This is a genomic window from Amycolatopsis sp. ATCC 39116 (genome assembly GCF_000231075.2).
In the GTDB taxonomy this organism is placed as follows: domain Bacteria; phylum Actinomycetota; class Actinomycetes; order Mycobacteriales; family Pseudonocardiaceae; genus Amycolatopsis_E; species Amycolatopsis_E tucumanensis.
Genome location: NZ_AFWY03000006.1, coordinates 37,248 through 58,600 on the forward strand (window position 1 = coordinate 37,248; position 21,353 = coordinate 58,600).

At 71.4% G+C, this 21,353-nt stretch carries 20 protein-coding genes; 18 read left to right on the plus strand and 2 right to left on the minus strand.

Annotated features, from left to right (window positions below; genetic code table 11):
• The first annotated feature begins 2 nt into the window (after positions 1-2).
• Genes menD through AMY39116_RS0309250 form a run of 4 tightly spaced genes read left to right on the plus strand, consistent with a single transcriptional unit; the run spans position 3 to position 4,224 of the window.
• Positions 3-1,667 carry a 2-succinyl-5-enolpyruvyl-6-hydroxy-3-cyclohexene-1-carboxylic-acid synthase gene (menD, locus tag AMY39116_RS0309235; RefSeq protein WP_020417404.1) on the plus strand — a complete coding sequence of 555 codons (1,665 nt, stop codon included), beginning with the start codon at positions 3-5 and terminating at the stop codon, positions 1,665-1,667.
• Positions 1,668-1,723: 56 nt separating this feature from the next.
• Positions 1,724-3,223 (plus strand): M1 family metallopeptidase, encoded by a 1,500-nt coding sequence (locus tag AMY39116_RS0309240; RefSeq protein ID WP_027935776.1) that lies wholly within the window; start codon positions 1,724-1,726, stop codon positions 3,221-3,223.
• Between the two features lie 24 nt (positions 3,224-3,247).
• Positions 3,248-3,733: a DUF3592 domain-containing protein gene (locus tag AMY39116_RS0309245; protein ID WP_202961411.1), complete on the plus strand. Its 486-nt coding sequence runs from the start codon at positions 3,248-3,250 to the stop codon at positions 3,731-3,733.
• A gap of 23 nt (positions 3,734-3,756) precedes the next feature.
• Complete coding sequence (locus AMY39116_RS0309250) at positions 3,757-4,224, plus strand: dihydrofolate reductase family protein (protein ID WP_020417407.1); 468 nt, start codon at positions 3,757-3,759, stop codon at positions 4,222-4,224.
• Here the strand turns inward: AMY39116_RS0309250 and AMY39116_RS0309255 are convergent.
• Positions 4,221-4,601 (minus strand): zinc-ribbon domain-containing protein, encoded by a 381-nt coding sequence (locus tag AMY39116_RS0309255; protein ID WP_020417408.1) that lies wholly within the window; start codon positions 4,599-4,601, stop codon positions 4,221-4,223. The two genes, AMY39116_RS0309250 and AMY39116_RS0309255, sit on opposite strands and share 4 nt — an antisense overlap.
• A 35-nt stretch (positions 4,602-4,636) precedes the next feature.
• On the minus strand, positions 4,637-5,482 hold the full coding sequence (locus tag AMY39116_RS0309260) for an inositol monophosphatase (RefSeq protein ID WP_027932757.1): 846 nt from the start codon (positions 5,480-5,482) through the stop codon (positions 4,637-4,639).
• Between the two features lie 143 nt (positions 5,483-5,625).
• Between AMY39116_RS0309260 and AMY39116_RS0309265 the strand changes: the two genes are divergently transcribed.
• From AMY39116_RS0309265 to nuoI, 14 genes are all read left to right on the plus strand, one after another.
• Positions 5,626-6,747 (plus strand): glycosyltransferase family 1 protein, encoded by a 1,122-nt coding sequence (locus tag AMY39116_RS0309265; protein ID WP_202961412.1) that lies wholly within the window; start codon positions 5,626-5,628, stop codon positions 6,745-6,747.
• Between the two features lie 4 nt (positions 6,748-6,751).
• On the plus strand, positions 6,752-7,858 hold the full coding sequence (locus AMY39116_RS0309270; protein ID WP_020417411.1) for a glycosyltransferase: 1,107 nt from the start codon (positions 6,752-6,754) through the stop codon (positions 7,856-7,858).
• 1 nt (position 7,859) lies between these two features.
• Positions 7,860-8,564 (plus strand): demethylmenaquinone methyltransferase, encoded by a 705-nt coding sequence (locus AMY39116_RS0309275; RefSeq protein ID WP_020417412.1) that lies wholly within the window; start codon positions 7,860-7,862, stop codon positions 8,562-8,564.
• The gene (locus AMY39116_RS0309280; RefSeq protein ID WP_020417413.1) at positions 8,561-9,832 is read left to right on the plus strand and encodes a geranylgeranyl reductase family protein; all 1,272 of its coding nucleotides are present in this window, start codon (positions 8,561-8,563) and stop codon (positions 9,830-9,832) included. Before AMY39116_RS0309275 ends, AMY39116_RS0309280 begins: the two co-directional genes overlap by 4 nt.
• A 409-nt stretch (positions 9,833-10,241) precedes the next feature.
• Positions 10,242-11,252 (plus strand): acyl-CoA desaturase, encoded by a 1,011-nt coding sequence (locus AMY39116_RS0309285; protein ID WP_020417414.1) that lies wholly within the window; start codon positions 10,242-10,244, stop codon positions 11,250-11,252.
• Between the two features lie 322 nt (positions 11,253-11,574).
• A complete protein-coding gene (locus AMY39116_RS0309290; protein WP_051079579.1) occupies positions 11,575-11,979 on the plus strand; it encodes an NADH-quinone oxidoreductase subunit A in 405 nt (134 codons plus the stop codon).
• Between the two features lie 12 nt (positions 11,980-11,991).
• Positions 11,992-12,534, plus strand: coding sequence for an NADH-quinone oxidoreductase subunit B family protein (locus tag AMY39116_RS0309295; RefSeq protein WP_020417415.1), 543 nt, complete (start codon positions 11,992-11,994; stop codon positions 12,532-12,534).
• A 7-nt stretch (positions 12,535-12,541) separates the two neighbouring features.
• The gene (locus tag AMY39116_RS0309300) at positions 12,542-13,294 is read left to right on the plus strand and encodes an NADH-quinone oxidoreductase subunit C (RefSeq protein WP_020417416.1); all 753 of its coding nucleotides are present in this window, start codon (positions 12,542-12,544) and stop codon (positions 13,292-13,294) included.
• Positions 13,291-14,673 carry an NADH-quinone oxidoreductase subunit D gene (locus tag AMY39116_RS0309305; protein ID WP_020417417.1) on the plus strand — a complete coding sequence of 461 codons (1,383 nt, stop codon included), beginning with the start codon at positions 13,291-13,293 and terminating at the stop codon, positions 14,671-14,673. The genes AMY39116_RS0309300 and AMY39116_RS0309305 overlap by 4 nt, the downstream gene beginning before the upstream one ends.
• Entirely contained in the window at positions 14,670-15,404 is a 735-nt protein-coding gene (gene nuoE, locus AMY39116_RS0309310) for an NADH-quinone oxidoreductase subunit NuoE (protein WP_020417418.1), read from the plus strand. The genes AMY39116_RS0309305 and nuoE overlap by 4 nt, the downstream gene beginning before the upstream one ends.
• Positions 15,404-16,684 (plus strand): NADH-quinone oxidoreductase subunit NuoF, encoded by a 1,281-nt coding sequence (gene nuoF, locus AMY39116_RS0309315; protein WP_020417419.1) that lies wholly within the window; start codon positions 15,404-15,406, stop codon positions 16,682-16,684. Before nuoE ends, nuoF begins: the two co-directional genes overlap by 1 nt.
• Positions 16,681-19,149, plus strand: a complete 2,469-nt coding sequence (locus AMY39116_RS0309320) for an NADH-quinone oxidoreductase subunit G (protein ID WP_020417420.1) — start codon at positions 16,681-16,683, stop codon at positions 19,147-19,149. The genes nuoF and AMY39116_RS0309320 overlap by 4 nt, the downstream gene beginning before the upstream one ends.
• Complete coding sequence (gene nuoH, locus AMY39116_RS0309325; RefSeq protein ID WP_020417421.1) at positions 19,146-20,486, plus strand: NADH-quinone oxidoreductase subunit NuoH; 1,341 nt, start codon at positions 19,146-19,148, stop codon at positions 20,484-20,486. Before AMY39116_RS0309320 ends, nuoH begins: the two co-directional genes overlap by 4 nt.
• Positions 20,473-21,039, plus strand: a complete 567-nt coding sequence (gene nuoI, locus AMY39116_RS0309330; protein ID WP_020417422.1) for an NADH-quinone oxidoreductase subunit NuoI — start codon at positions 20,473-20,475, stop codon at positions 21,037-21,039. The genes nuoH and nuoI overlap by 14 nt, the downstream gene beginning before the upstream one ends.
• Positions 21,040-21,353: the final 314 nt, after the last annotated feature.

Consider the following 21,353-nt stretch of genomic DNA (forward strand, 5'->3'; position numbering starts at 1 on the left):
CGGTGAATCCGTCGACCGCCCAGGCCAAGGTGATCGTGGACGAACTCGTCCGCAACACCGTCTCGCACGTGGTGCTTTGCCCCGGCTCGCGCAACGCGCCGTTGTCGCTGGCGCTGTACGACGCGGCCGCCGCCGGGCGCCTCCAGCTGCACGTCCGCATCGACGAGCGGGGCGCGGGCTTCCTCGCGCTGGGCATCGCGGCGCGCACCGGACGACCGGTCGCCGTGGTCTGCACCAGCGGCACCGCGGCGGCGAACTTCCACCCGGCCGTCCTGGAGGCCGACCGCGCCGGGGTCCCGCTGATCGTGCTCACCGCCGACCGCCCGCCGGAGCTGCGGGCCGCGGGCGCCAACCAGGTCATCGAGCAGCAGCGGCTCTACGGCGGCGCGGTGCGGTACTTCGACGAGCTGGCCGTCGCCGAGCGGCGCGGTGGCCAGAACGCGTACTGGCGCAGCCAGATCTGCCGGGCGTGGAACGCGGCGTACGGCGAATGGCGGTGCGGCCCGGTCCACCTGAACGTCCCGTTCCGCGAGCCGCTGGTGCCCGACGGCGACGATGAGTGGTTCGAGTCGCTGGAGGGCCGCCCCGGCGGGGAGCGCTGGACCGAGCTGCCGGACTTCGGCGCGCTGCCGTCGTTCGTGGTCCCGTCGGCGCGCTGCGGTCTGGTCATCGCGTGCGACAGCGGGGTGCGGGCCGCCGGTGAGTGGGGTGAGCAGCACGGCTGGCCGGTGATCTCGGAGACGGGCGGGCTCGGCCTGCTCGGGACGTCGGCGATCTCGTCGGGCGTGTGGCTGCTCGGCGCCGAGGAGTTCATCCGGCGGCACAAGCCGGAGCAGGTGCTGTGCCTGGGCAGGCCGACGGTGTTCCGCCAGATCCAGCAGCTGCTGTCGGACTCCGACGTCGAGGTGCTGCTGGTTCGCCCGGACTCGGACTGGCCCGCGCCCGCCCACAACGTGCGGCAGGTCGGGCAGTGGTTCGACTCGCCGACCAAGCCGGCCGATCCGGAGTGGCTGGCCGCGTGGCAGCGGGCGGACGCGCTGGCGAACGAGGCGGTCGGCACGGCGTTGCGGCGCGAGCAGTGGCCGAGCGGGCTGCGGCTGGCGTCCGAGCTGGTCGACGCCCTGCCACCGGACGCGCTGCTGGTGGTCGGCTCGTCCAACCCGGCGCGGGACGTGGCGCTGGCCGGCCGGATGCGGCCGGACGTGCTGGTGCACCGCAACCGCGGCGTGGCGGGCATCGACGGCACGGTGTCGACGGCGATCGGAGCGGCGTCGGTGCACCGCGGGCAGTCGTACGCGCTTCTCGGCGACCTCACGTTCCTGCACGACGTGAACGGTCTGCTGGCCGGGCCGCCGGAGACGCGCCCGGACCTGACGATCGTGGTGCTCAACGACGACGGCGGCGGGATCTTCTCGCTGCTGGAGCAGGGGGCGCCCGAGCACCGGGACGCGTTCGAGCACGTGTTCGGCACCCCGCACGGCGCGGACCTCTCGGCGCTGTGCGCCGGGTTCGGCATCCCGCACGTGCGGGCCGGGACGATCGAGGAGTTCCGCGAGGCGCTGCGCCCGGCGCCCGGTCTGCGGGTGGTCGAGGTGCAGGTGGACCGGTCGCGCCACCGCGACCTGCACGCCCGCATCCGCTCGGCGGTGTCCACCGCTCTCAGTTAGCGGGAACCATCTTTCGGACGTGTCCGGTGGGAAGTTTTCCCGCTAGCGTCCCCGCCATGCGTCTGCGAACTCGCGCCGGCCTGGGGGCCGTGACCACCGGAATCGCGATTGTGCTCCTCGCTTCGACCGCCTCCGCCGCGCCCGCCCCGGGCGCTCCCGGAGCCGGCGACCCCTACTACCCGTACGCCGGCAACGGCGGCTACGACGTCGCCCACTACGACATCCGCCTCACCTACCAGCCGGCGACCGACCAGCTCGCCGGCACCACGACGATCCTCGCCACGACCACGCAGGAGCTGTCCAGCTTCGACCTGGACTTCGGGCTTCACGTGAGCGGCATCCGGGTCAACAACGTGCCCGCCGCCTTCCGGACCGTCCGCGAGGGCGAGCTGGAGGTCACCCCGGCCAAGCCGCTCGCGAAGAACCAGCCGGTCACCGTCGTCGTCACCTACGCGGACACCCCGTCGAAGGTCGTCATCGACGGCTACACCGCGTGGAAGAAGACCCCGGACGGCGCGCTCGCCGTCGACGAGCCGCAGAACTCGCAGTGGTGGTACCCGGCCAGCGACCACCCGACCGACAAGGCCACCTACGACGTCTCGGTCGAGGTGCCCGACGACGTCGCCGCCCTGTCCAACGGCACGCTCGTCCGCAAGACCAAGCAGCGGGCCGGCTGGACGCGCTGGAACTGGCGCAGCACCCAGCCGCAGAACACCTACGCCACCACCCTCGAAGTCGGGAAGTTCGAGGTCAACCAGGCCACCACCCCCGGCGGGCAGCCGTTCGTCACCGCCTACGACCCGGCCACCGGCGATTCGCTGGGCGCGGCGAAGGCCAGCGTCGAGCGCACCCCGGAGATCGTCGAGTTCCTCGCGAGCCAGTTCGGCGAGTACCCGTTCGAGGCTCAGGGCGGGGTCGTCAGCACCGGCCTGACCTTCGCGCTGGAGGCCCAGACGCGGCCGGTGTACAGCAACAAGTTCTTCGTCTCCGGGACGAACACCTCGGTCGTCGCGCACGAGAACGCGCACCAGTGGTTCGGCGACTCCGTCTCGCTGGGCCGCTGGAGCGACATCTGGCTCAACGAGGGCTTCGCCAGTTACGCCGAGTACCTGTGGTCGGAGCACCAGGGCGAGGGCACCGCGGCCGAGCTCGCCCAGTACGTCTACGACTCCTACCCGGCCGACGACCCGTTCTGGCAGGTCCTGCCCGGCGACCCGGGCGCGGCCAACCAGTTCGACGACGCCGTGTACGACCGCGGCGCCCTGGCCGTGCAGGCCCTGCGGACCGCCGTCGGCGACGACGCGTTCTTCACGATCCTGCGCACCTGGGTCGCCCGGCACCGGGGTGACGACGCCCGCATCAGCGACTTCGTCGCGCTGGCCGAGGAGGTCTCCGGCAAGCCGCTGCAGCAGCTGTTCCAGACCTGGCTGTTCACCGCGGGCAAGCCGGCCACCGGTCCGAACGGCGCGGCGACCCTGCGTGCCGCCGCTCAGCCGCGGTCCTACCCCGCCATCCAGCGCACCCACCAGCTGCTGGCGGCCGGAGACAGCCGTTAACCCGCACCTTCTATGCTCGGTGGAGTGACGGCGAGGACTCTGTGGTGGCTGAAGATCGGCCGTCGCTGCGTGCTCGCCGTCGCCGTCGTGATCACCGTGCTGTGCGCCGGGCTGCTGCTCGCCGCGATCCGCAACGACCAGGCGATCACCGGCAACCTGGGCACGGCGACGGCCGAGGTGGACGCGGTGGCCTGGGACCGGACGATCATCCGGTTCGAGACGCCGGACGGCATCGTGCACAGCCCGTCCAACGGCGTGCTCTACCCGGGCGGCCTGGTCGCGGGCGACCTGGTGCGCATCGAGTACGACGCGACCGACCCGGACCTGGCGCGCGTCGCGGGCCGCACGGCCACGTTGACGCTGCTGCCGCTGGGCACCACGATCCTGATCACCTGGGTGGTCGCGGGCGCGGTGGCCTGGCTGATCCGCCAGCGACTGCGCCGCGAGCCTGCGGTGACCGAGCCGGAGGTCGCCGTCGCCGAGGCCGAGACCCCGGTGAAGTCCGGCTGACCTCCGGCAGCCAGGGGGCTCCCGTGCGCAGCGTCACCTACTCCATGTCCGTCTCGCTGGACGGCTACATCGTCGGGCCGGACGGCCGGTTCGACTGGTCGGCGCCCACCGAGGAGGTCTTCCGCCTCGCCATCGAGGAGGTGCGCGGCGTCGACGCGATCTGGAAGGCGATGCCCAAGGTCGTGTTCTCCACCAGGCTGTCCGCGGTGGAGGGCAACGCGCGGCTGGCTTCCGGCAGCCCGGACGAGGAGATCGAGCGGCTGCGCGCCGAGCCGGGGGACGGCGACATCGCGATCGGCGGCGCGACCCTCGCCGCCGAGGTCGCCGCGGCCGGGCTGATCGACGAGTACCTCGTGCGGGTCCACCCGGTGCTCGTCGGCGGTGGCACCCCGTTCTTCGCCCGCCGGGAGCGCCGGGTGGACCTCGAACTCGTCGAAAACCGCACTCTCAGCGGGAAGGTCGCCTTCCTCCGCTACCGCGTGGCGCGTTAGAACCCCTGGCGCGGCGGCTGGATCTGCTGCTGCGGGTACTGCTGCACGTGTTGCTGCGGCGCGTGACCCGGCTGCGGGTACCCGGCCTGCGGGTGTCCGGCCTGCGGGTAACCGGCCTGCGGCACGGGCGGCTGCGGCGCCTGCTGCTGCATGGCCTGGACCTGCTGCGCCTCGTCCTTGGTCAGCTTGTTCGTCATGCCGCAGAAGGTGCACACCGTGAAGTACTTCGAGCTGATCGGGAACAGCGGGATGAAGAACAGCGTGAACTTCGTGACGGCGCGGCGCAGCGCGTGCGCGCTCGGGTTCTGGCAGTTCCCGCACAGGTAGGTCGCGGTGGCCAGCTCCTGGACGCTCTTGCGCCAGCCGTAGATCAGCATGTGGTGTTCTCCCGGGTCCGTGATCTTGTGCGGACCTAGGACGCGCGGATGCCCCGTTCGGTTTCCTGCCACCACGACAGGACTTCCTCGGCGACGCTGGGCGCGGCGACGAGCAGGCCGTCGGTGGGCAGCGGGCTGTCCGACCCGCGCCGGTCGAGCACGACGGCGCCGGCCTCGATGGCCAGCGCGACCGACCCGGCGACGTCCCACTCGTGGTAGCTGTGCAGCACCGCGGCGATGGCGTGCCCGAGCGCGACCTGCGCGATCGACAACGCGGCCGAGCCGAGCACGCGGACCCCGGCGTGCGCCTCCGCGGCGCGTTCGATGAACGAGCCCATGCCCGGCCACGGCCCCTTGCGGGCCAGCTCGGTGCACACGATCGACCCGGCGATGCGGTCCCGGTCGACCAGCTTGACCGGCTTGCCGTTGGCGCGCGTGCCGCGGCCGCGGGCGGCGGCGTAGATCTGGGCGCGGTAGGGGTCGGCGACCACCCCGACGACGGGTCCGGACGCGTCGACCAGCGCGAGGCTGTAGGCGCACCACGGCACCCCGGCGACGTAGTTGGCCGTTCCGTCGACCGGGTCCACCACCCAGCGGTAGGCCGCCGAGTCCGCGCCGGTGTCGGCCCCGAACTCGCCGCCGACGACGGGGATGCCGGGGAACTCCGCGGTCAGCACGCGGCGGGTGTGCCGCTCCAGGATGCGGTCGGTGTCGGTGACCCAGTCGAACGGCGAGTCCGCCACGTCCGGGTGGGCGCCCCGGCCCGCGGTCGCCGTGATCACGTCGGTGGCGTCGTTGGCCAGCCGCCCGGCGACCTCGAGCGCTCGCGACAGCAAGCCCGGTTCGACCGGGTGGGGTGGACGGGCGGAGAGGAGGGTCACGCCAGCCGAGTGTGGCGGCAGCAGATGTCCGGGACGCGACACCCAGGTGAAGCGGAGAAAGCTTCGTGAAGTTCGGGCACCGTTGGTCCCGTGGTCACGCGGGCTTTTCTCCCCGAACCGGACCGGCTGCCACGGTGGGGATCGTGCGCGTCGCCATCGTCACCGAAAGCTTCCTCCCGCAGGTGAACGGCGTGACCAACTCCGTGCTGCGGATCATCGAGCACCTCACCGGCACCGGCCACGACGTGATGGTGGTCGCGCCCGGCCTCACCGGGCCGACGCACTACCGGGGCGCGCCCGTGGTGCGGATCCCGGCGCTGGACCTGCCGGTGGTCAACTCGCTGCCGATCGGCCTGCCCACCCGCACGGTGCTGACCGCGCTGACCGCGTTCGGGCCGGACGTGGTGCACCTGGCCTCGCCGTTCGTGGTCGGCGCCCGCGGGCTGGCCGCGGCCCGGCGGCTGCGGGTGCCCTCGATCGCGGTGTTCCAGACCGACATCGCCGGGTTCGCCACCGCGTACGGGCTCGGCCTCGGCGCGCGGGCCGCGTGGCGATGGGTGCGCCGGCTGCACACCAAGGCCGACCGGACGCTCGCGCCGTCCACCCAGTCCGTGGAGGACCTGCGCGCGCACGGCGTGCCCCGCGTGCACCGGTGGGGCCGGGGGGTGGACGTCGAGCGGTTCTCGCCGGAGCACGCGGACCCGGACCTGCGGGCCCGGCTCGCGCCGAACGGGGAGCTGCTGGTCGGGTTCGTCGGGCGGCTGGCGCCGGAGAAGGAGGTCGGCAGGCTCGCCGCGCTGGCCGGGGTGGACGGCGTGCGGCTGGTGGTCGTCGGCGACGGGCCGGACCGCGAGGAGCTGGCCGAACGCCTGCCCGGCGCCGCCTTCCTCGGCGCCCGCTACGGCGACGAGCTGTCCGCGGCCTACGCGAGCCTGGACGTGTTCGTCCACACCGGCCCGCACGAGACGTTCTGCCAGGCGGTGCAGGAGGCGATGGCGTCCGGGCTGCCGGTGCTCGCGCCGGACGCGGGCGGCCCGCGGGACCTCGTCCTGCCCGGTCGTACCGGCTACCTGCTGCCGCCCGACCCGGCCGGCTTCGCCGAGGAGCTGGTGCGGCGCGTGCGCGACCTGCGTGACCCGGCGCTGCGGGAACGGCTGGGGACCAAGGCCCGCAAGGTCGTGCTCCGCCGGACGTGGCCCGCGGTGTGCGCGGAGCTGGTGAACCACTACGAGGTGGTCACCGGCCGCGTCGCGCGAGCCGCCTGATGCCATGCACATCGTCCAGCTGGCGAACTTCTACGGGCCCAGGTCCGGCGGTCTGCGCACGGCGCTGCACCACCTGGGCGCCGGTTACGTGGCGAGCGGCCACCGCGTGACGCTGGTCGTGCCGGGGCCCCGGCACGCCGAGGAACGGCTGCCGACCGGGGTGCGGCGGATCAGCCTGCCCGCGCCGAAGATCCCCGGCACCGGCGGCTACCGCGCGGTCGACCCGTACCGGGTGCGGGCGCTGCTGTCGGCGCTGCGCCCGGACCGGCTGGAGGTGTCGGACCGGCTGACCCTGCGCGGGATGGGGGTGTGGGCGCACCGGCGTGACGTGCCCAGCGTCGTGATCTCACACGAGCGGCTGGACCGGCTGCTGGAGCAGTTCCTGGTGCCCGGTCCGCTGGCCCGCCGCGTCGCCGACGCCGCCAACCGGCGCATGGCGGGCAACTACGACACGGTCGTCTGCACCACGTCGTTCGCCCGCGAGGAGTTCGACCGGATCGGCGTCGCCAACGTCCGCCAGGTCCCGCTCGGGGTGGACCTCGCGGCTTTCCGCCCCGCGCACCACGATCCCGGGCTGCGGCACGAGCTGGCCTCCGGCGCCGACGCGTTGCTGGTCCACTGTGGACGGCTGTCGCCGGAGAAGCACGTGGAGCGCAGCGTGGACACGGTCGCCGAGCTGACCGAGTCGGGGGACCGGGTGCGGCTGGTGATCGCCGGGGACGGGCCGCGCCGCCGGGCGCTGGAACGGCGGGCGCGCGGGCTGCCGGTCACGTTCCTCGGGTTCGTGTCCGACCGGGCCGCCGTGGCCCGGCTGCTGGCCAGCGCGGACGTCTCGCTCGCGCCCGGTCCGCACGAGACGTTCGGGCTCGCGGCGCTGGAGGCGCTGGCGTCCGGGACGCCGGTGGTGGTGTCGCAGTCCTCGGCGCTGCGCGAGATCGTCCGGCCCGGATGCGGGGCCGCGGTGCCGGACGTGCCGCGGGCGTTCGCGTCCGCCGTGACCGGCCTGCTGGAGAGCCCGGAGGACCTGCGACGTGCGGCTTCCCGGGCGCGGGCGGAGGAGTTCGCGTGGCCCGCGAGCGTGCAGGGGATGTTGTCTGTTTTAGGCTCCTGACATGAGCCGTGCGAGCCTCGACAAAGATCCGCACGAGGTCGCCGCCATGTTCGACGGCGTCTCGGAGGGCTACGACCGGGCGAACTCGGTCATGACGTTCGGGTTCGACCGGCGATGGCGCACGACGACGTCCCGCGTCCTGGACGCCCGCCGCGGCGAGCGGGTGCTCGACCTCGCCGCGGGCACCGGGGTGTCCACCGCCGAGTACGCCCGCGGCGGCGCGTGGTGCCTCGCCGCGGACTTCTCCCTCGGCATGCTCCGCAGCGGCAAGCACCGCCGCGTCCCGATGGTCGCCGCCGACGCGCTGCACCTGCCGTTCGCCGACGAGAGCTTCGACGCCGCGACGATCAGCTTCGGCATCCGCAACTTCGTCGACACCAAGGCCGCGCTCGAAGAGATCGCGCGCGTGGTCAAGCCGGGCGGCCGGCTGGTCATCTGCGAGGTGTCGACCCCCACATTCCCGCCGATCCGGTTCGTCTACAAGAAGTTCATCCTGCGGGCCATGACGCTGCTCGGCCGGTTCTCCTCGACCAACCCCGAGGCCTACTCCTACCTGGCCGAATCGATGGCCGCGTGGCACGACCAGCGCAGCCTGGCGCAGATCATCGCGAGCGCCGGCTGGACGAAGGTGGAGTGGCTGAACCTGACCTTCGGCGTCGTCGCCATCCACCGTGCGATCAAGCCGCCCGTAAACTCCGAGGCATGACCCAGGACGCTCAGGTAATCGTCGTCGGCGCGGGCCCGGCCGGATCCACCGTCGCGACGTACCTGGCGCGCGCCGGGATCGACGTCCTGGTGCTGGAGAAGACCGAGTTCCCGCGCGAGAAGGTGTGCGGCGACGGCCTCACCCCGCGTGGTGTGAAGCAGCTCATCGACCTGGGCATCGACACCAGCCAGGAGGCCGGCTGGGTGCACAGCCGCGGCCTGCGGATCCTCACCGCGGAGCTGACGCTGGAACTGGACTGGCCGGAGCTGACCAGCTACCCGCCCTACGGCGTCTCGCGCACCCGCCAGGACTTCGACGACCTGCTGGCCAAGACCGCGGTCAAGGCCGGCGCCCGGCTGCTGGAGCGGACCACCGTGACCGGCGCGATCACCGACGAGCGCACGGGCCGCGTGATCGGTGTCGAGGGCAAGCAGGGGCCCGAGAAGACCCCGGTGCGCTACCACGCGCCGCTCGTGCTGGCGTGCGACGGCGTGTCCGCGCGACTGGCCCGCTCGATCGGCATCGAGACCGACGAGAAGCGCCCGATGGGTGTCGCCGTGCGCCGGTACTACAAGAGCCCGCGGCACGACGACCCGTTCATCGAGGGCCACCTGGAGCTGTGGGACCGCAAGGACCCGCGCAACCCGCAGCTGCTGCCCGGGTACGGCTGGGCGTTCCCGCTCGGCGACGGCACGGTGAACGTCGGGCTCGGGATGCTGTCCACCTCGAAGTCGTTCCGGAACATGGACTACCGCGCGCTGATGCGGCAGTGGCTGGACTCGACGCCGGAGGAGTGGGGCTACCGCGAGGAGAACGCGATCGGCCGGATCGGCGGCGCCGGTCTGCCGATGGGCTTCAACCGCACCCCGCACTACCGCGACGGCCTGCTGCTGCTCGGCGACGCGGGCGGCATGGTGAGCCCGTTCAACGGCGAGGGCATCTCGGCGGCGATGGAGTCGGCGCAGCTCGCGGCGGAGTTCGTGGTGCAGGCGCTGGCCCGGCCCGAGGGCTCGTCGCGGGAGCGCGCGCTGCGTGGCTACCCGCTGGCGCTGAAGGAGCTGATGGGCGGCTACTACCGCCTGGGCAACGTCTTCGCGAAGGCGATCGGCAACCCGAAGGTCATGCGCGCGGCGACCAAGTACGGGCTGCGGATCAACCCGCTGATCCCGCTGATCTACAAGGGCCTGTCCGGCTGCTACGACGCCAAGGGCGGCGACGCGGTGGACCGGATGATCTCCCTCGCCGCGCGGTTGACGCCCAGCGCCTGAGGAATGACGGGCGTTGGTGTCCCGTCGAGCGACGACATGGAACCTCCAGCAGACAGTCGCTGACTCAAGCGGCGAGTGTCCGCCGCTCTGAGCTGGTGATTCCCGTGTTCCTGCTGATCCGGCCAGTTGATCAGAACGGTTCGCGAGGGGCAGAAGGTGGCTTCCCCTGGGGCGACTCGGTCCCACCGCTCGTCGACGGTGATGGCTTCCATCGCCCTTCGCACTTCGAGAACGACCGCGACCTGTGGAACCGAACCTTCGAGGCCCCGCCGATGGCTTCTCGACGAAGCCCCGTTCTGACTCCCTCGCCGCGCGGTTGACGCCCAGCGCCTGAGGTGGGGTCTGCCCCACCGCGGACCCGGGTGCGCACCGGCTGCCGGATCTTCGTGCCGCGCAACAGACTCGGTGCGTGCCCACGACACAAGCCGAAACCGGCAGCGACTTCGCCCACCTCGCCCGCCGCGTCAAGCAGGCCGGTCTGCTGAACCGGCGCCCCGGCTACTACGCCCTGCGCGCCGGCCTGGTCACCGTCCTGTTCGCCTACGCCTGGGCGTTGTTCGCCTGGATCGGCGACTCCTGGGCGACCCTGGTCGTCGCCGTGCTGCTGGCCGTCCTGTTCGGCCAGATCGCCCTGCTGTCGCACGACCTCGCGCACCGGCAGGTGTTCCGCACCCGCCGCCCCAGCGAGGTCGCCGGCCGGATCGCGGGCAACCTCGGCATCGGCCTGAGCTACGGCTGGTGGATGGACAAGCACACGCGCCACCACGCCAACCCCAACCACGAGGAACTCGACCCGGACGTCGCGCCGGACATCCTGGTGTGGTCGCAGGGCCAGGCGAGGGCCAGCCGCGGCCTGCCCCGGTTCATCGGGCGCCACCAGGCGGTCCTGTTCTTCCCGCTGCTCACGCTGGAGGGCCTGAACCTGCACTGGTCGAGCATCCGCGCGGTGCTCAAGCCGGGGCTGAAGCAGCGGTGGCTGGAAGCCGCCCTGCTGTTCACCCACTTCGCGGTCTACCTGGGCGCGGTGTTCCTCGTGCTGTCGCCGGTCAAGGCGCTGGTGTTCATCGCCGTGCACCAAGGCCTGTGGGGCGTGTACCTGGGCTCGATCTTCGCGCCGAACCACAAGGGCATGCCGACCCTCACCGGCGGCGAGCGGCCGGACTTCCTGCGGCGGCAGGTGCTGACCTCGCGCAACGTCCGTGGCGGCCGGTTCGTCGACGTCGCGATGGGCGGCCTGAACTACCAGATCGAGCACCACCTGTTCCCCAGCATGCCGACCCCGCACCTGCGGCTGGCGCGGCCGATCGTGCGGCGGTACTGCGCCGAGATCGGGGTGCCGTACTCGGAGACCGGTCTGGTCGACTCCTGGGCGCGGGCGCTGCAGCACCTCCGCGAGGCCGGTGAGCCGCTGCGCGGATGACTTCCGTCACACCTCCGCCGGCGTGATCTTGCGCGCAACCGGCGGAGGTTGGCCGCGCTCACCGTGGGTTACGTCACACCAGTTCTGCGTTGCGTGATCGGGATGATCCTTTTCGTGCTGGTCTCGGGCTTATGGCCGTCCACCAGGGCATCCTTTGGTTAGGTTCGCCTTACCCGAAACACCCCGCGACAACAATGTGAGCCACGTCCTACACTGCCCCTATGCTTTGTGAACCGCTTCACAACCCCGCAAGGGAGATTGTGAACAGTTTCACAAGCGGCACGTTCGCAACGGCGCGGAAAGGACGGCATTCACCGTGCTGATGTCGCAGTTCCACCTCGCGCAGGCCGCCTCGGGGCCCGGCCTCGAGATGTACCTGCCGCTGGTCCTCCTGTTCGTCCTCGCCGCGGCCTTCGCGGTGTTCTCCGTGCTGCTCGGCCCGCTGGTGGGCCCGCGCCGGTACAACCGGGCGAAGCAGATGGCCTACGAGTGCGGGATCGAACCGTCCCCGCAGCCGCTGGTGGGCGGCGGCCGGATGCCGGTCGCCTACTACATCACCGCGATGCTGTTCATCCTGTTCGACATCGAAATGGTCTTCCTCTACCCGTTCGCCGTCTCGGCGGACGCGCTCGGCCTGTTCGGCCTGGTGGAGATCGTCTTGTTCATCGCGACCGTCGGCTTCGCCTACGCCTACGTCTGGCGTCGCGGCGGGCTCGACTGGAACTAGGGGAGGGACGTCATGGGACTCGAAGAGCAGCTCCCCAACGGCATCCTGCTGGCCAGCCTGGAGAAGCTGGTCAACTGGGCGCGCAAGAACTCGCTGTGGCCGGCCACCTTCGGGCTCGCCTGCTGCGCGATCGAGATGATGACCGTCGGCGGCTCGCGCTACGACATCGCGCGATTCGGCATGGAGCGGTTCTCCGCCACCCCGCGCCAGGCCGACCTGATGATCGTCGCGGGCCGGGTCACGCAGAAGATGGCCCCGGTCCTGCGTCAGATCTACGACCAGATGGCCGAGCCGAAGTGGGTGCTGGCCATGGGTGTCTGCGCCTCCTCCGGCGGCATGTTCAACAACTACGCCGTGGTGCAGGGCGTGGACCACATCGTGCCGGTCGACATGTACCTGCCGGGCTGCCCGCCGCGCCCGGAGATGCTCCTCGACGCGATCCTCAAGCTGCACGCCAAGATCCAGGACGAGCCGCTGGGGCCGCGCCGCGCCGCCGCGCTGGCCGGGCACCAGACCGAGCTGATCCCGTCGTCGATCAAGTACGCGAAGAAGTGATGCGCTCATGACCGAGGAAAAGCCCGAACCCGGCGGGGAACAGTCCAGCGCCCAGCGCCCGGACACCGGCCTGGAGCCGCGTGGGCCGCGCCCGGCGCAGCCGATCGTCGCGGGCCGTGAGCGCCGCGGGATGTTCGGTGTCTCCGACAGCGGGGACACCTCCGGTTACGGCGGCCTGCGGCTGCCCGCCTACCTGCCGCCACCGGCGGAACGGCCCTACGGCGGCTGGTTCGACGAGTTCGCCGACCAGTTCTTCGCCGCGCTGGCCGAGAACGACGTGCCCGCCGACGCGGTGCACCAGGTGACCGTCGACCGCGGCGAGATCACGCTCTACGTCGACCGCGCGCACCTCGTCGCGATGTGCCGCATCCTGCGCGACGACGCCGGGCTGCGGTTCGAGCTGTGCAGCTCGGTGTCCGGTGTGGACTACGGGCCGGACGTGCCGCAGCGGTTGCACTCGGTCTACCACCTGACGTCGATGACCTACCGGCGGCGCATCCGGCTGGAGGTCGCCGTCGACGTCGAGGACGCGCACATCCCGTCCATCGTGGAGGTCTACCCGACGGCCGACTGGCAGGAACGCGAGGCGTGGGACCTGTTCGGCATCGTCTACGACGGCCACCCGGCCCTGACGCGGATCCTCATGCCGGACGACTGGGACGGCCATCCGCAGCGCAAGGACTACCCGCTCGGCGGGATCCCGGTGGAGTACAAGGGCGCGGAGATCCCGCCCCCCGATCAGCGGAGGTCGTACTCGTGACTACCGATCGACTCGCGGACGTCAGCACCGGCACCGACACGAGCGACGCCGGCCGCGACAGCGCCGACAGCACCGCCGAATACGCCGAATCGCGCGACACCACCGAAGGCCGCATCTACCACGTCAGCGGCGGTGACTGGGACGACGTGCTGGAGGACGCCCAGCACGACGAGCGGATCGTCATCAACATGGGCCCGCAGCACCCGTCGACGCACGGCGTGCTCCGGCTCGTGCTGGAGCTGGAGGGCGAGACCGTCACCCAGCTCCGCTCGGTCATCGGCTACCTGCACACCGGCATCGAGAAGAACTGCGAGTACCGGACCTGGACCCAGGGCGTCACGTTCGTGACGCGCATGGACTACCTGTCCCCGCTGTTCAACGAGCTGGGCTACTGCCTCGGCGTGGAGAAGCTGCTCGGCATCCGCGCGCCGCGCCGGGCCGAGCTGATCCGCGTCATGCTGTGCGAGATCAACCGCATCGGCTCGCACCTGGTCTACATCGCCACCGGCGGCATGGAGCTGGGCGCCACCACCGCGATGACCTTCGGGTTCCGCGAGCGGGAAGAGGTCCTGCACCTGCTGGAGTACCTGACCGGGCTGCGCATGAACCACGCGTTCATCCGCCCCGGCGGCGTCGCGCAGGACCTGCCGACGGACTGGAAGGAGAAGGTGAGCGAGTTCGTCAAGACGATGGACGAGCGCCTTCCCCTGTACGACAAGCTGTTCACCGGTCAGCCGATCTGGCGCAACCGGCTCAAGGGCGTCGGGTACCTGCCGGTCGACGCGTGCCTCGCGCTCGGCGTCACCGGGCCGGTGCTGCGGTCCGCGGGCCTGCCGTGGGACCTGCGCAAGATCGAGCCGTACTCGCGCTACGACGAGTTCGAGTTCGACGTGCCGACCTCGACCGAGGCCGACTGCTGGGGCCGGTACCTGTGCCGGGTCGAGGAGATGCACCAGTCGCTGCGGATCATCCGGCAGTGCCTGAAGAAGATCGAGCCGGGCCCGGTGATGGTGGAGGACCGCAAGATCGCGTGGCCCGCGCAGCTGTCGATCTCCAGCGACGGCATGGGCAACTCGCTCGAGCACGTCCGCAAGATCATGGGCCAGTCGATGGAGTCCCTGATCCACCACTTCAAGCTGGTCACCGAGGGCTTCAAGGTGCCTGCGGGCCAGGTGTACTCGCCGATCGAGTCGCCACGCGGCGAGCTGGGCTTCCACCTCGTCTCCGACGGCGGCACCCGCCCGGTGCGCGTGCACGTGCGGGAACCGAGTTTCGTCAACCTGCAGTCCCTGCCGGCGATGTCAGAGGGCGGCCTGGTGGCGGACGTGATCGCGGCGGTCGCGTCCGTGGACCCGGTGATGGGCGGAGTGGATCGATGACTACTGCGAAGGAACTGTTCGACGCGGACACCGTGGCCAAGGCGCAGGAGCTGATGGCCCGCTACCCGCAGTCCCGGTCGGCGCTGCTGCCGATGCTGCACCTGGTCCAGTCGGTGCAGGGGTTCGTCAGCCAGGAGGGCGTGACGTTCTGCGCGCAGCAGCTGGGACTGTCCGAGGCCGAGGTCAGCGCGGTCGTCACGTTCTACACCATGTACAAGCGCAAGCCGTGCGGTGAGCACCTGGTGAGCGTGTGCACGAACACGCTGTGCGCGGCGCTGGGCGGGGACGCGATCTACCGCACCCTGCAGGAGCACCTCGGCGAGGATGGGAAACCGCTGGGGCACGAGGAAACCGCGGGCACCCCGGGCGAGCCGGGGTCGATCACGCTGGAGCACGCCGAGTGCCTGGCTGCCTGCGACCTCGCGCCGGTGCTGCAGGTCAACTACGAGTACTACGACAAGCAGACGCCGGACAGCGCGGTCGAACTGGTCGACGCCCTGCGGCGCGGCGAGAAGCCGCAGCCGACGCGCGGTGCGCCGCTGGGCGACTTCAAGAGCGCCGAGCTGCAGCTGGCCGGGTTCTTCCCGGAGGACGAGGAGACCTACCGGTCGCAAGTGGACGGACCGTCCCAGGCCCCGGAGACCCTGATGGGCGCGCGGATCGCGCAGGAGCGGGGCTGGACGGCCCCGGCCATGGCGGACGCCCCGTTGCCGGAAGTGGAGAAGAAGTAATGGCTGATCCCATCACCCCGGTGCTCACCAAACGCTGGCTGTCCCCCAACTCCTGGCGGCTGTCCACCTACGAGCAGCTGGAGGGCTACACCGCGCTGCGCAAGGCGCTGAGCGGCACGCCCGAGCAGCTCGTGCAGCTGGTCAAGGACTCGGGCCTGCGCGGCCGCGGCGGCGCGGGTTTCCCGGCCGGCGTGAAGTGGTCGTTCATGCCGCCCAACGAGGACAAGCCGCACTATCTCGTCATCAACGCCGACGAGGGCGAACCGGGAACCTGCAAGGACATCCCGCTGATGATGGCCGACCCGCACTCGCTCATCGAGGGCTGCATCATCGCCGCCTACGCGATGCGGTCGCACCACTGCTTCATCTACGTGCGCGGCGAGGCGCTGCACCCGTACCGGCGGCTCAACGCGGCGGTGCGCGAGGCCTACCGCGCCGGGTATCTCGGCAAGGACATCCTGGGCTCCGGGTTCGACCTGGACATCACGGTGCACGCCGGGGCGGGCGCGTACATCTGCGGTGAGGAAACCGCGCTGCTCGACTCGCTCGAAGGCCGCCGCGGCCAGCCGCGGCTCAAGCCGCCGTTCCCCGCGGCCGCCGGTCTCTACGCGGCGCCGACCACGGTGAACAACGTGGAGACCATCGCGAGCGTTCCGTTCATCGTCAACGGCGGCGCGGACTGGTTCCGCAAGATGGGCCGGGAGAAGTCGCCGGGCCCGAAGATCTACTCGATCTCCGGGCACGTCGAGAAGCCCGGCCAGTACGAGGCGCCGCTCGGCACGACCCTGCGTGAGCTGCTGGAACTGTGCGGCGGCATGAAGGACGGCATCCCGCTCAAGTTCTGGACGCCGGGCGGGTCGTCGACGCCGATGTTCACCGCCGAGCACCTGGACATCCCGCTCGACTTCGAGGGCGCCGCGGAGGCCGGGTCGATGCTCGGCACCACCGCGGTCCAGGTGTTCAACGAAACCGTGTCGGTGCCGTGGGCCGTGATGAAGTGGACCCAGTTCTACGAGCACGAGTCGTGTGGCAAGTGCACGCCGTGCCGCGAGGGCACGTACTGGCTGGCGCAGATCCTGGAGCGGATGGTCGACGGGCGGGGCACGGCCGAGGACATCGACACGCTGCTGGACGTCTGCGACAACATCCTCGGCCGGTCGTTCTGCGCACTCGGTGACGGCGCGGTCAGCCCGATCACCAGCGGGATCAAGTACTTCCGCGACGAGTTCCTCGCCCTGTGCGAGAGCAACAAGCGCGAGTTGGTGGGAGCACAGGCATGACGATCGCGCCAGAGAACCTCAAGACCGAGACGCCGGTGCCGGAAGGTCACGTCAAGCTGACCATCGACGGCGAAGAGGTCATCGCGCCCAAGGGCGAGCTGCTGATCCGCACGGCGGAGCGGCTCGGCACCGTGATCCCGCGGTTCTGCGACCACCCGCTGCTCGACCCGGCCGGGGCCTGCCGCCAGTGCCTCGTCGAGGTCGAGATGGGCGGGCGGCCGATGCCGAAACCGCAGGCGTCGTGCACGATGACCGTCGCCGACGGCATGGTGGTCAAGACGCAGCTGACCTCGCCGGTCGCGGACAAGGCCCAGCAGGGTGTGATGGAGCTGCTGCTCATCAACCACCCGCTGGACTGCCCGGTGTGTGACAAGGGCGGCGAGTGCCCGCTGCAGAACCAGGCGATGGCCCACGGCCGCGCCGACTCGCGGTTCCGCGACACCAAGCGCACCTTCCCGAAGCCGCTGCCGATCTCCACGCAGGTGCTGCTCGACCGCGAGCGGTGCGTGCTGTGCCAGCGCTGCACGCGGTTCTCCGCGCAGATCGCCGGCGACCCGTTCATCGACCTGCTGGAGCGCGGCGCGCACCAGCAGATCGGGACGGCCGAGACGGCAGACGTGTTCGACCTCGCCTCGCGCACGTCGTCGGGAGCGCCGTTCCAGTCGTACTTCTCCGGCAACACCATCCAGATCTGCCCGGTGGGGGCGCTGACCAGCGCGCAGTACCGGTTCCGGTCGCGGCCGTTCGACCTGGTGTCCGCGCCGAGCGTGTGCGAGCACTGCTCGTCCGGCTGCGCCGAGCGCACCGACTACCGGCGCGGCAAGGTGATGCGCAAGCTTGCCGCCAACGACCCCGAGGTCAACGAGGAGTGGATCTGCGACAAGGGCCGCTTCGCGTTCCGGTACGCCACGGCGGCGGACCGGATCCGGCGGCCGCTGGTTCGCGACGCCTCCGGCGAGCTGCGGGAGGCGCCGTGGACGGAGGCGCTGCGCATCGCCGCGGAGGGGCTGGCCAAGGCCCGCGACAGCCGCGGCGCCGCGGTGCTCGCGGGTGGCCGGCTGACGCTGGAGGACGCCTACGCCTACGCGAAGTTCGCGCGCGTCGCGTTGCGCACCAACGACGTCGACTTCCGGGCGCGGGCGCATTCGCCGGAGGAGCTGGACTTCCTCGCCGCCGAGGTGGCAGGCACGACGCCGGAGCACGGCGTCACGTTCGGCGCGATCGAGAACGCGCCGACGGTGCTGTGCGTGGCGTTCGAGCCCGAGGAGGAGGCGCCGATCGTCTTCCTCCGGCTGCGCAAGGCCGCCCGCAAGAAGCGGACCCGGGTGGTCCACTTGGGACAGTGGACGACGCCGTCGGTGCGCAAGACCTTCGGCGAGCTGCTGGCCTGCGTGCCAGGGTCGGAGGCCGCGGCGCTGGACGGGATCCCCGAGCACGCGCCGGACGTCGAGTCGGCGCTGGGCGCGGACGGCGCGGTCGTGCTGGTCGGCGAGCGGGCGGCCGAGGTGCCGGGCCTGTTCGCCGCGGTGCGGCGGCTGGCCGCGCGCACCGGCGCGAAGGTGGCCTGGATCCCGCGCCGCGCCGGCGAGCGCGGCGCGCTGGAGGCCGGTGCGGCCCCGACGCTGCTGCCCGGCGGACGGCCGGTGACCGACGAGGCCGCCCGCGCCGAGGTCGAGGCGGTGTGGGGCGTGCCCGTGCCGGCCGAGCCGGGCCGCGACACGAACGACATCATCGGCGCGCTGGCAGGCGGGTACCTGTCCGGCGTGGTGGTCGGCGGCGTCGACCTGGACGACCTGCCCGACCCGGCGCTGGCGCGGCAGGCGCTGGAGCGGGCCGAGTTCGTGGTCAGCCTGGAGATGCGGGCGAGCACGGTCACCGAGCACGCCGACGTGGTCCTGCCGATCGCGCCGGTGGTCGAGAAGTCCGGCAGCTTCGTCAACTGGGAGGGCAGGCGCCGCGAGTTCGACGCGACGCTGGAAGGCACCGGCGCGCTGCCGGACTGCCGGGTCCTGGACACGCTGGCCGTGGAGATGGACGCGGACCTGTTCACCCAGACCCCGGCCGCCGCGTACGGCGACTTCGCCCGGCTGGGCACGTCGGGCGCGTCGCACGGCAGGTTCTGGGAGTCGGGCGCCGCGCGGGCCGCCGCCGAGGTCGGGCCGGGGCAGGCGCGGCTGGCGAGCTGGCGGCAGCTGCTCGACGAGGGCTCGCTGCAGGTGGACGAGCCGCACCTGGCAGGCACCGCGCGGCGCGTGGTGGCCAGGGTGTCGGCGAAGACCGCGGCGGAGCTCGGTGACGAGGTGACCGTGTCGACCGAGCGGGGCGCGATCACGCTGCCCGTCGAGGTCGCCGACCTGCCCGACGACGTCGTGTGGCTGCCCGGCAACTCCGAGGGCTCGCGGCTGCGCAGAACGCTCGCCGCCGGGCACGGGGCGGTCGTCAACATCGAGGGAGCGCGGCGATGACACCGTTTTTCGCGCAGCAGGCCGCGGATCAGATGACGCGGGCCGAGCTGCTGGCGGACGACCCGTGGTGGCTGATCCTGCTCAAGACCGTCGTGGTGCTGCTGATCGGGCCGCTCCTGACGATCTTCCTCATCGTGTGGGAGCGCAAGGCGATCGGCCGGATGCAGAACCGGCCCGGCCCGAACCGCGTCGGCCCCGGCGGCTACTTCCAGTCGCTGGCGGACGCGATCAAGCTCCCGTTCAAGGAGCAGATCATCCCGGACGGCGCGGACCGGAAGGTGTACTTCCTGGCGCCGGTGCTGTCCGCGGTGCCCGCGTTGATCGCGCTGGCCGCGATCCCGTTCGGGCCGCGGGTGTCGATCTTCGGTGAGCAGACCGTGCTGCAGCTGGTCGACCTGCCGGTCGGCGTGCTGGTGATCCTGGCCTGCTCGTCGGTCGGCGTGTACGGGATCGTGCTGGCCGGGTGGTCGTCCGGGTCGCCGTACCCGCTGCTCGGCGGGCTGCGGTCGGCGGCGCAGGTGATCTCGTACGAGATCGCGATGGGCCTGTCGATCGTCGGGGTGGTGCTGTACTCGCAGTCGATGGCGACCGGCGCGATCGTCGACGCGCAGGCCCGCGGCTGGTACTTCTACCTGCTGCTGCCCAGTTTCGTGATCTACCTGATCTCGATGGTCGGCGAGACGAACCGGGCGCCGTTCGACCTGCCGGAGGCCGAGTCGGAGCTGGTCGGCGGGTTCCACACCGAGTACTCGTCGATGAAGTTCGCGATGTTCTTCCTCGCCGAGTACGTGAACATGGTGATCGTCTCGGCGTTCGCGACGACGTTGTTCCTCGGCGGCTGGATGTTCCCGTTCGTCGGGCTGGACTCGCCGCTGAACCAGGGGTGGCTGCCGCTGATCTGGTTCGCGGTGAAGCTGTTCGCGTTGCTGTTCGGGTTCATCTGGCTGCGCGGGACGCTGCCGCGGTTCCGGTACGACCAGTTCATGAAGCTGGGCTGGAAGGTCCTGGTGCCGGCCAACCTGGTGTGGATCGTGATCATCTCGTCGATCCGCGCGATCCGGAACAACGGTGGCCTGACGACGGGCCAGATCCTGATCGGCGGTGCGGTCGTGGTGGTGGTCGCGGTGGCGATCGCGTTGCTGGTGCCGGAGAAGAAGCAGGCCGACAGCGATTCGGTGCCGGTCACCGGCGGCGGTTTCCCGTTGCCGCCACTGGATCTGCGCGTGCCCGAGGTGCCCGAGCGGGGCGCCGGGAAGCGCCGTCGCCGGGTGGCGGGACGTACTTCGGAGCCTGCCCAGGTGGGCGCCGGGAAGGAGGGTTCCGATGGGACTGTTTGACCCCATCAAGGGTTTCGGCGTCACTTTCGGCACGATGTTCAAGAAGGTGGCGACGGAGGAGTACCCGGAGATCGGCGCCCCCGCCGCGCCCCGGTACCACGGGCGGCACCAGCTCAACCGGCACCCGGACGGGCTGGAGAAGTGCGTCGGCTGCGAGTTGTGCGCGTGGGCCTGCCCGGCGGACGCGATCTTCGTCGAGGGCGGCGACAACACCGAGGACGCCCGGTACTCGCCCGGCGAGCGGTACGGCAAGGACTACCAGATCAACTACCTGAGGTGCATCGGCTGCGGCCTGTGCGTCGAAGCCTGCCCCACCCGCTCCCTGACGATGATCAACTTCTACGAAATGGCGGACGACGACCGCCAGAAGCTGATCTGGACCAAGGAGGACCTGCTGGCGCCGCTCCTGCCGGGCATGGAGCAACCCCCGCACCCGATGCGCCTGGGCGACGACGAGCAGGACTACTACGTGCACGGCCCCGAACTGGCCCGCGGCCGCGGCATCCCGACGGGCGAAACGGTGGAAACCTCCCGCGAGGAGGCAATCCAATGAGGACGCTGACAGTGGTGCCGCGCTCCGGCGCGGTAGCCGCCCCCGGCGCGGCTCCGGCTGCGGTGGCCCGCTGCTCTGATCCCGCGATCGCGCTTGGTGGGGCTCCGGCTGCGGTGGCCCGCGGCATTGATCCCGCGGCCGCGCTCGGTGGGGCTCCGGCTGCGGCAGCGCGAGGCGCTGCCCCGGTGGCGGGTTTTGGGTTCGGTTCGGTGGCTGCCGGTCGGGCTGCGGTTGCAGTGGCGCGAGGTGCCGCACCGTTGGCAACTTTCAGGGTTGGTTCGGTGGCCGCGCTCGGTGGGGCCGCGGGTGCGGTG

What these genes read in the sequence shown, in the direction of transcription:
- AMY39116_RS0309255 (WP_020417408.1), bottom strand. Translation starts at nt 4,601, where the DNA reads ATGCTGATCTACGGCTGGCGCAAGAGCGTCCAGGAGCTGGCCACCGCG.
- AMY39116_RS0309270 (WP_020417411.1), top strand. Translation starts at nt 6,752, where the DNA reads ATGCACATCGTCCAGCTGGCGAACTTCTACGGGCCCAGGTCCGGCGGT.
- nuoI (WP_020417422.1), top strand. Translation starts at nt 20,473, where the DNA reads ATGGGACTGTTTGACCCCATCAAGGGTTTCGGCGTCACTTTCGGCACG.
- AMY39116_RS0309295 (WP_020417415.1), top strand. Translation starts at nt 11,992, where the DNA reads ATGGGACTCGAAGAGCAGCTCCCCAACGGCATCCTGCTGGCCAGCCTG.
- nuoE (WP_020417418.1), top strand. Translation starts at nt 14,670, where the DNA reads ATGACTACTGCGAAGGAACTGTTCGACGCGGACACCGTGGCCAAGGCG.
- nuoH (WP_020417421.1), top strand. Translation starts at nt 19,146, where the DNA reads ATGACACCGTTTTTCGCGCAGCAGGCCGCGGATCAGATGACGCGGGCC.
- AMY39116_RS0309320 (WP_020417420.1), top strand. Translation starts at nt 16,681, where the DNA reads ATGACGATCGCGCCAGAGAACCTCAAGACCGAGACGCCGGTGCCGGAA.
- AMY39116_RS0309240 (WP_027935776.1), top strand. Translation starts at nt 1,724, where the DNA reads ATGCGTCTGCGAACTCGCGCCGGCCTGGGGGCCGTGACCACCGGAATC.
- AMY39116_RS0309290 (WP_051079579.1), top strand. Translation starts at nt 11,575, where the DNA reads ATGTCGCAGTTCCACCTCGCGCAGGCCGCCTCGGGGCCCGGCCTCGAG.
- nuoF (WP_020417419.1), top strand. Translation starts at nt 15,404, where the DNA reads ATGGCTGATCCCATCACCCCGGTGCTCACCAAACGCTGGCTGTCCCCC.
- AMY39116_RS0309280 (WP_020417413.1), top strand. Translation starts at nt 8,561, where the DNA reads ATGACCCAGGACGCTCAGGTAATCGTCGTCGGCGCGGGCCCGGCCGGA.
- AMY39116_RS0309275 (WP_020417412.1), top strand. Translation starts at nt 7,860, where the DNA reads ATGAGCCGTGCGAGCCTCGACAAAGATCCGCACGAGGTCGCCGCCATG.
- AMY39116_RS0309300 (WP_020417416.1), top strand. Translation starts at nt 12,542, where the DNA reads ATGACCGAGGAAAAGCCCGAACCCGGCGGGGAACAGTCCAGCGCCCAG.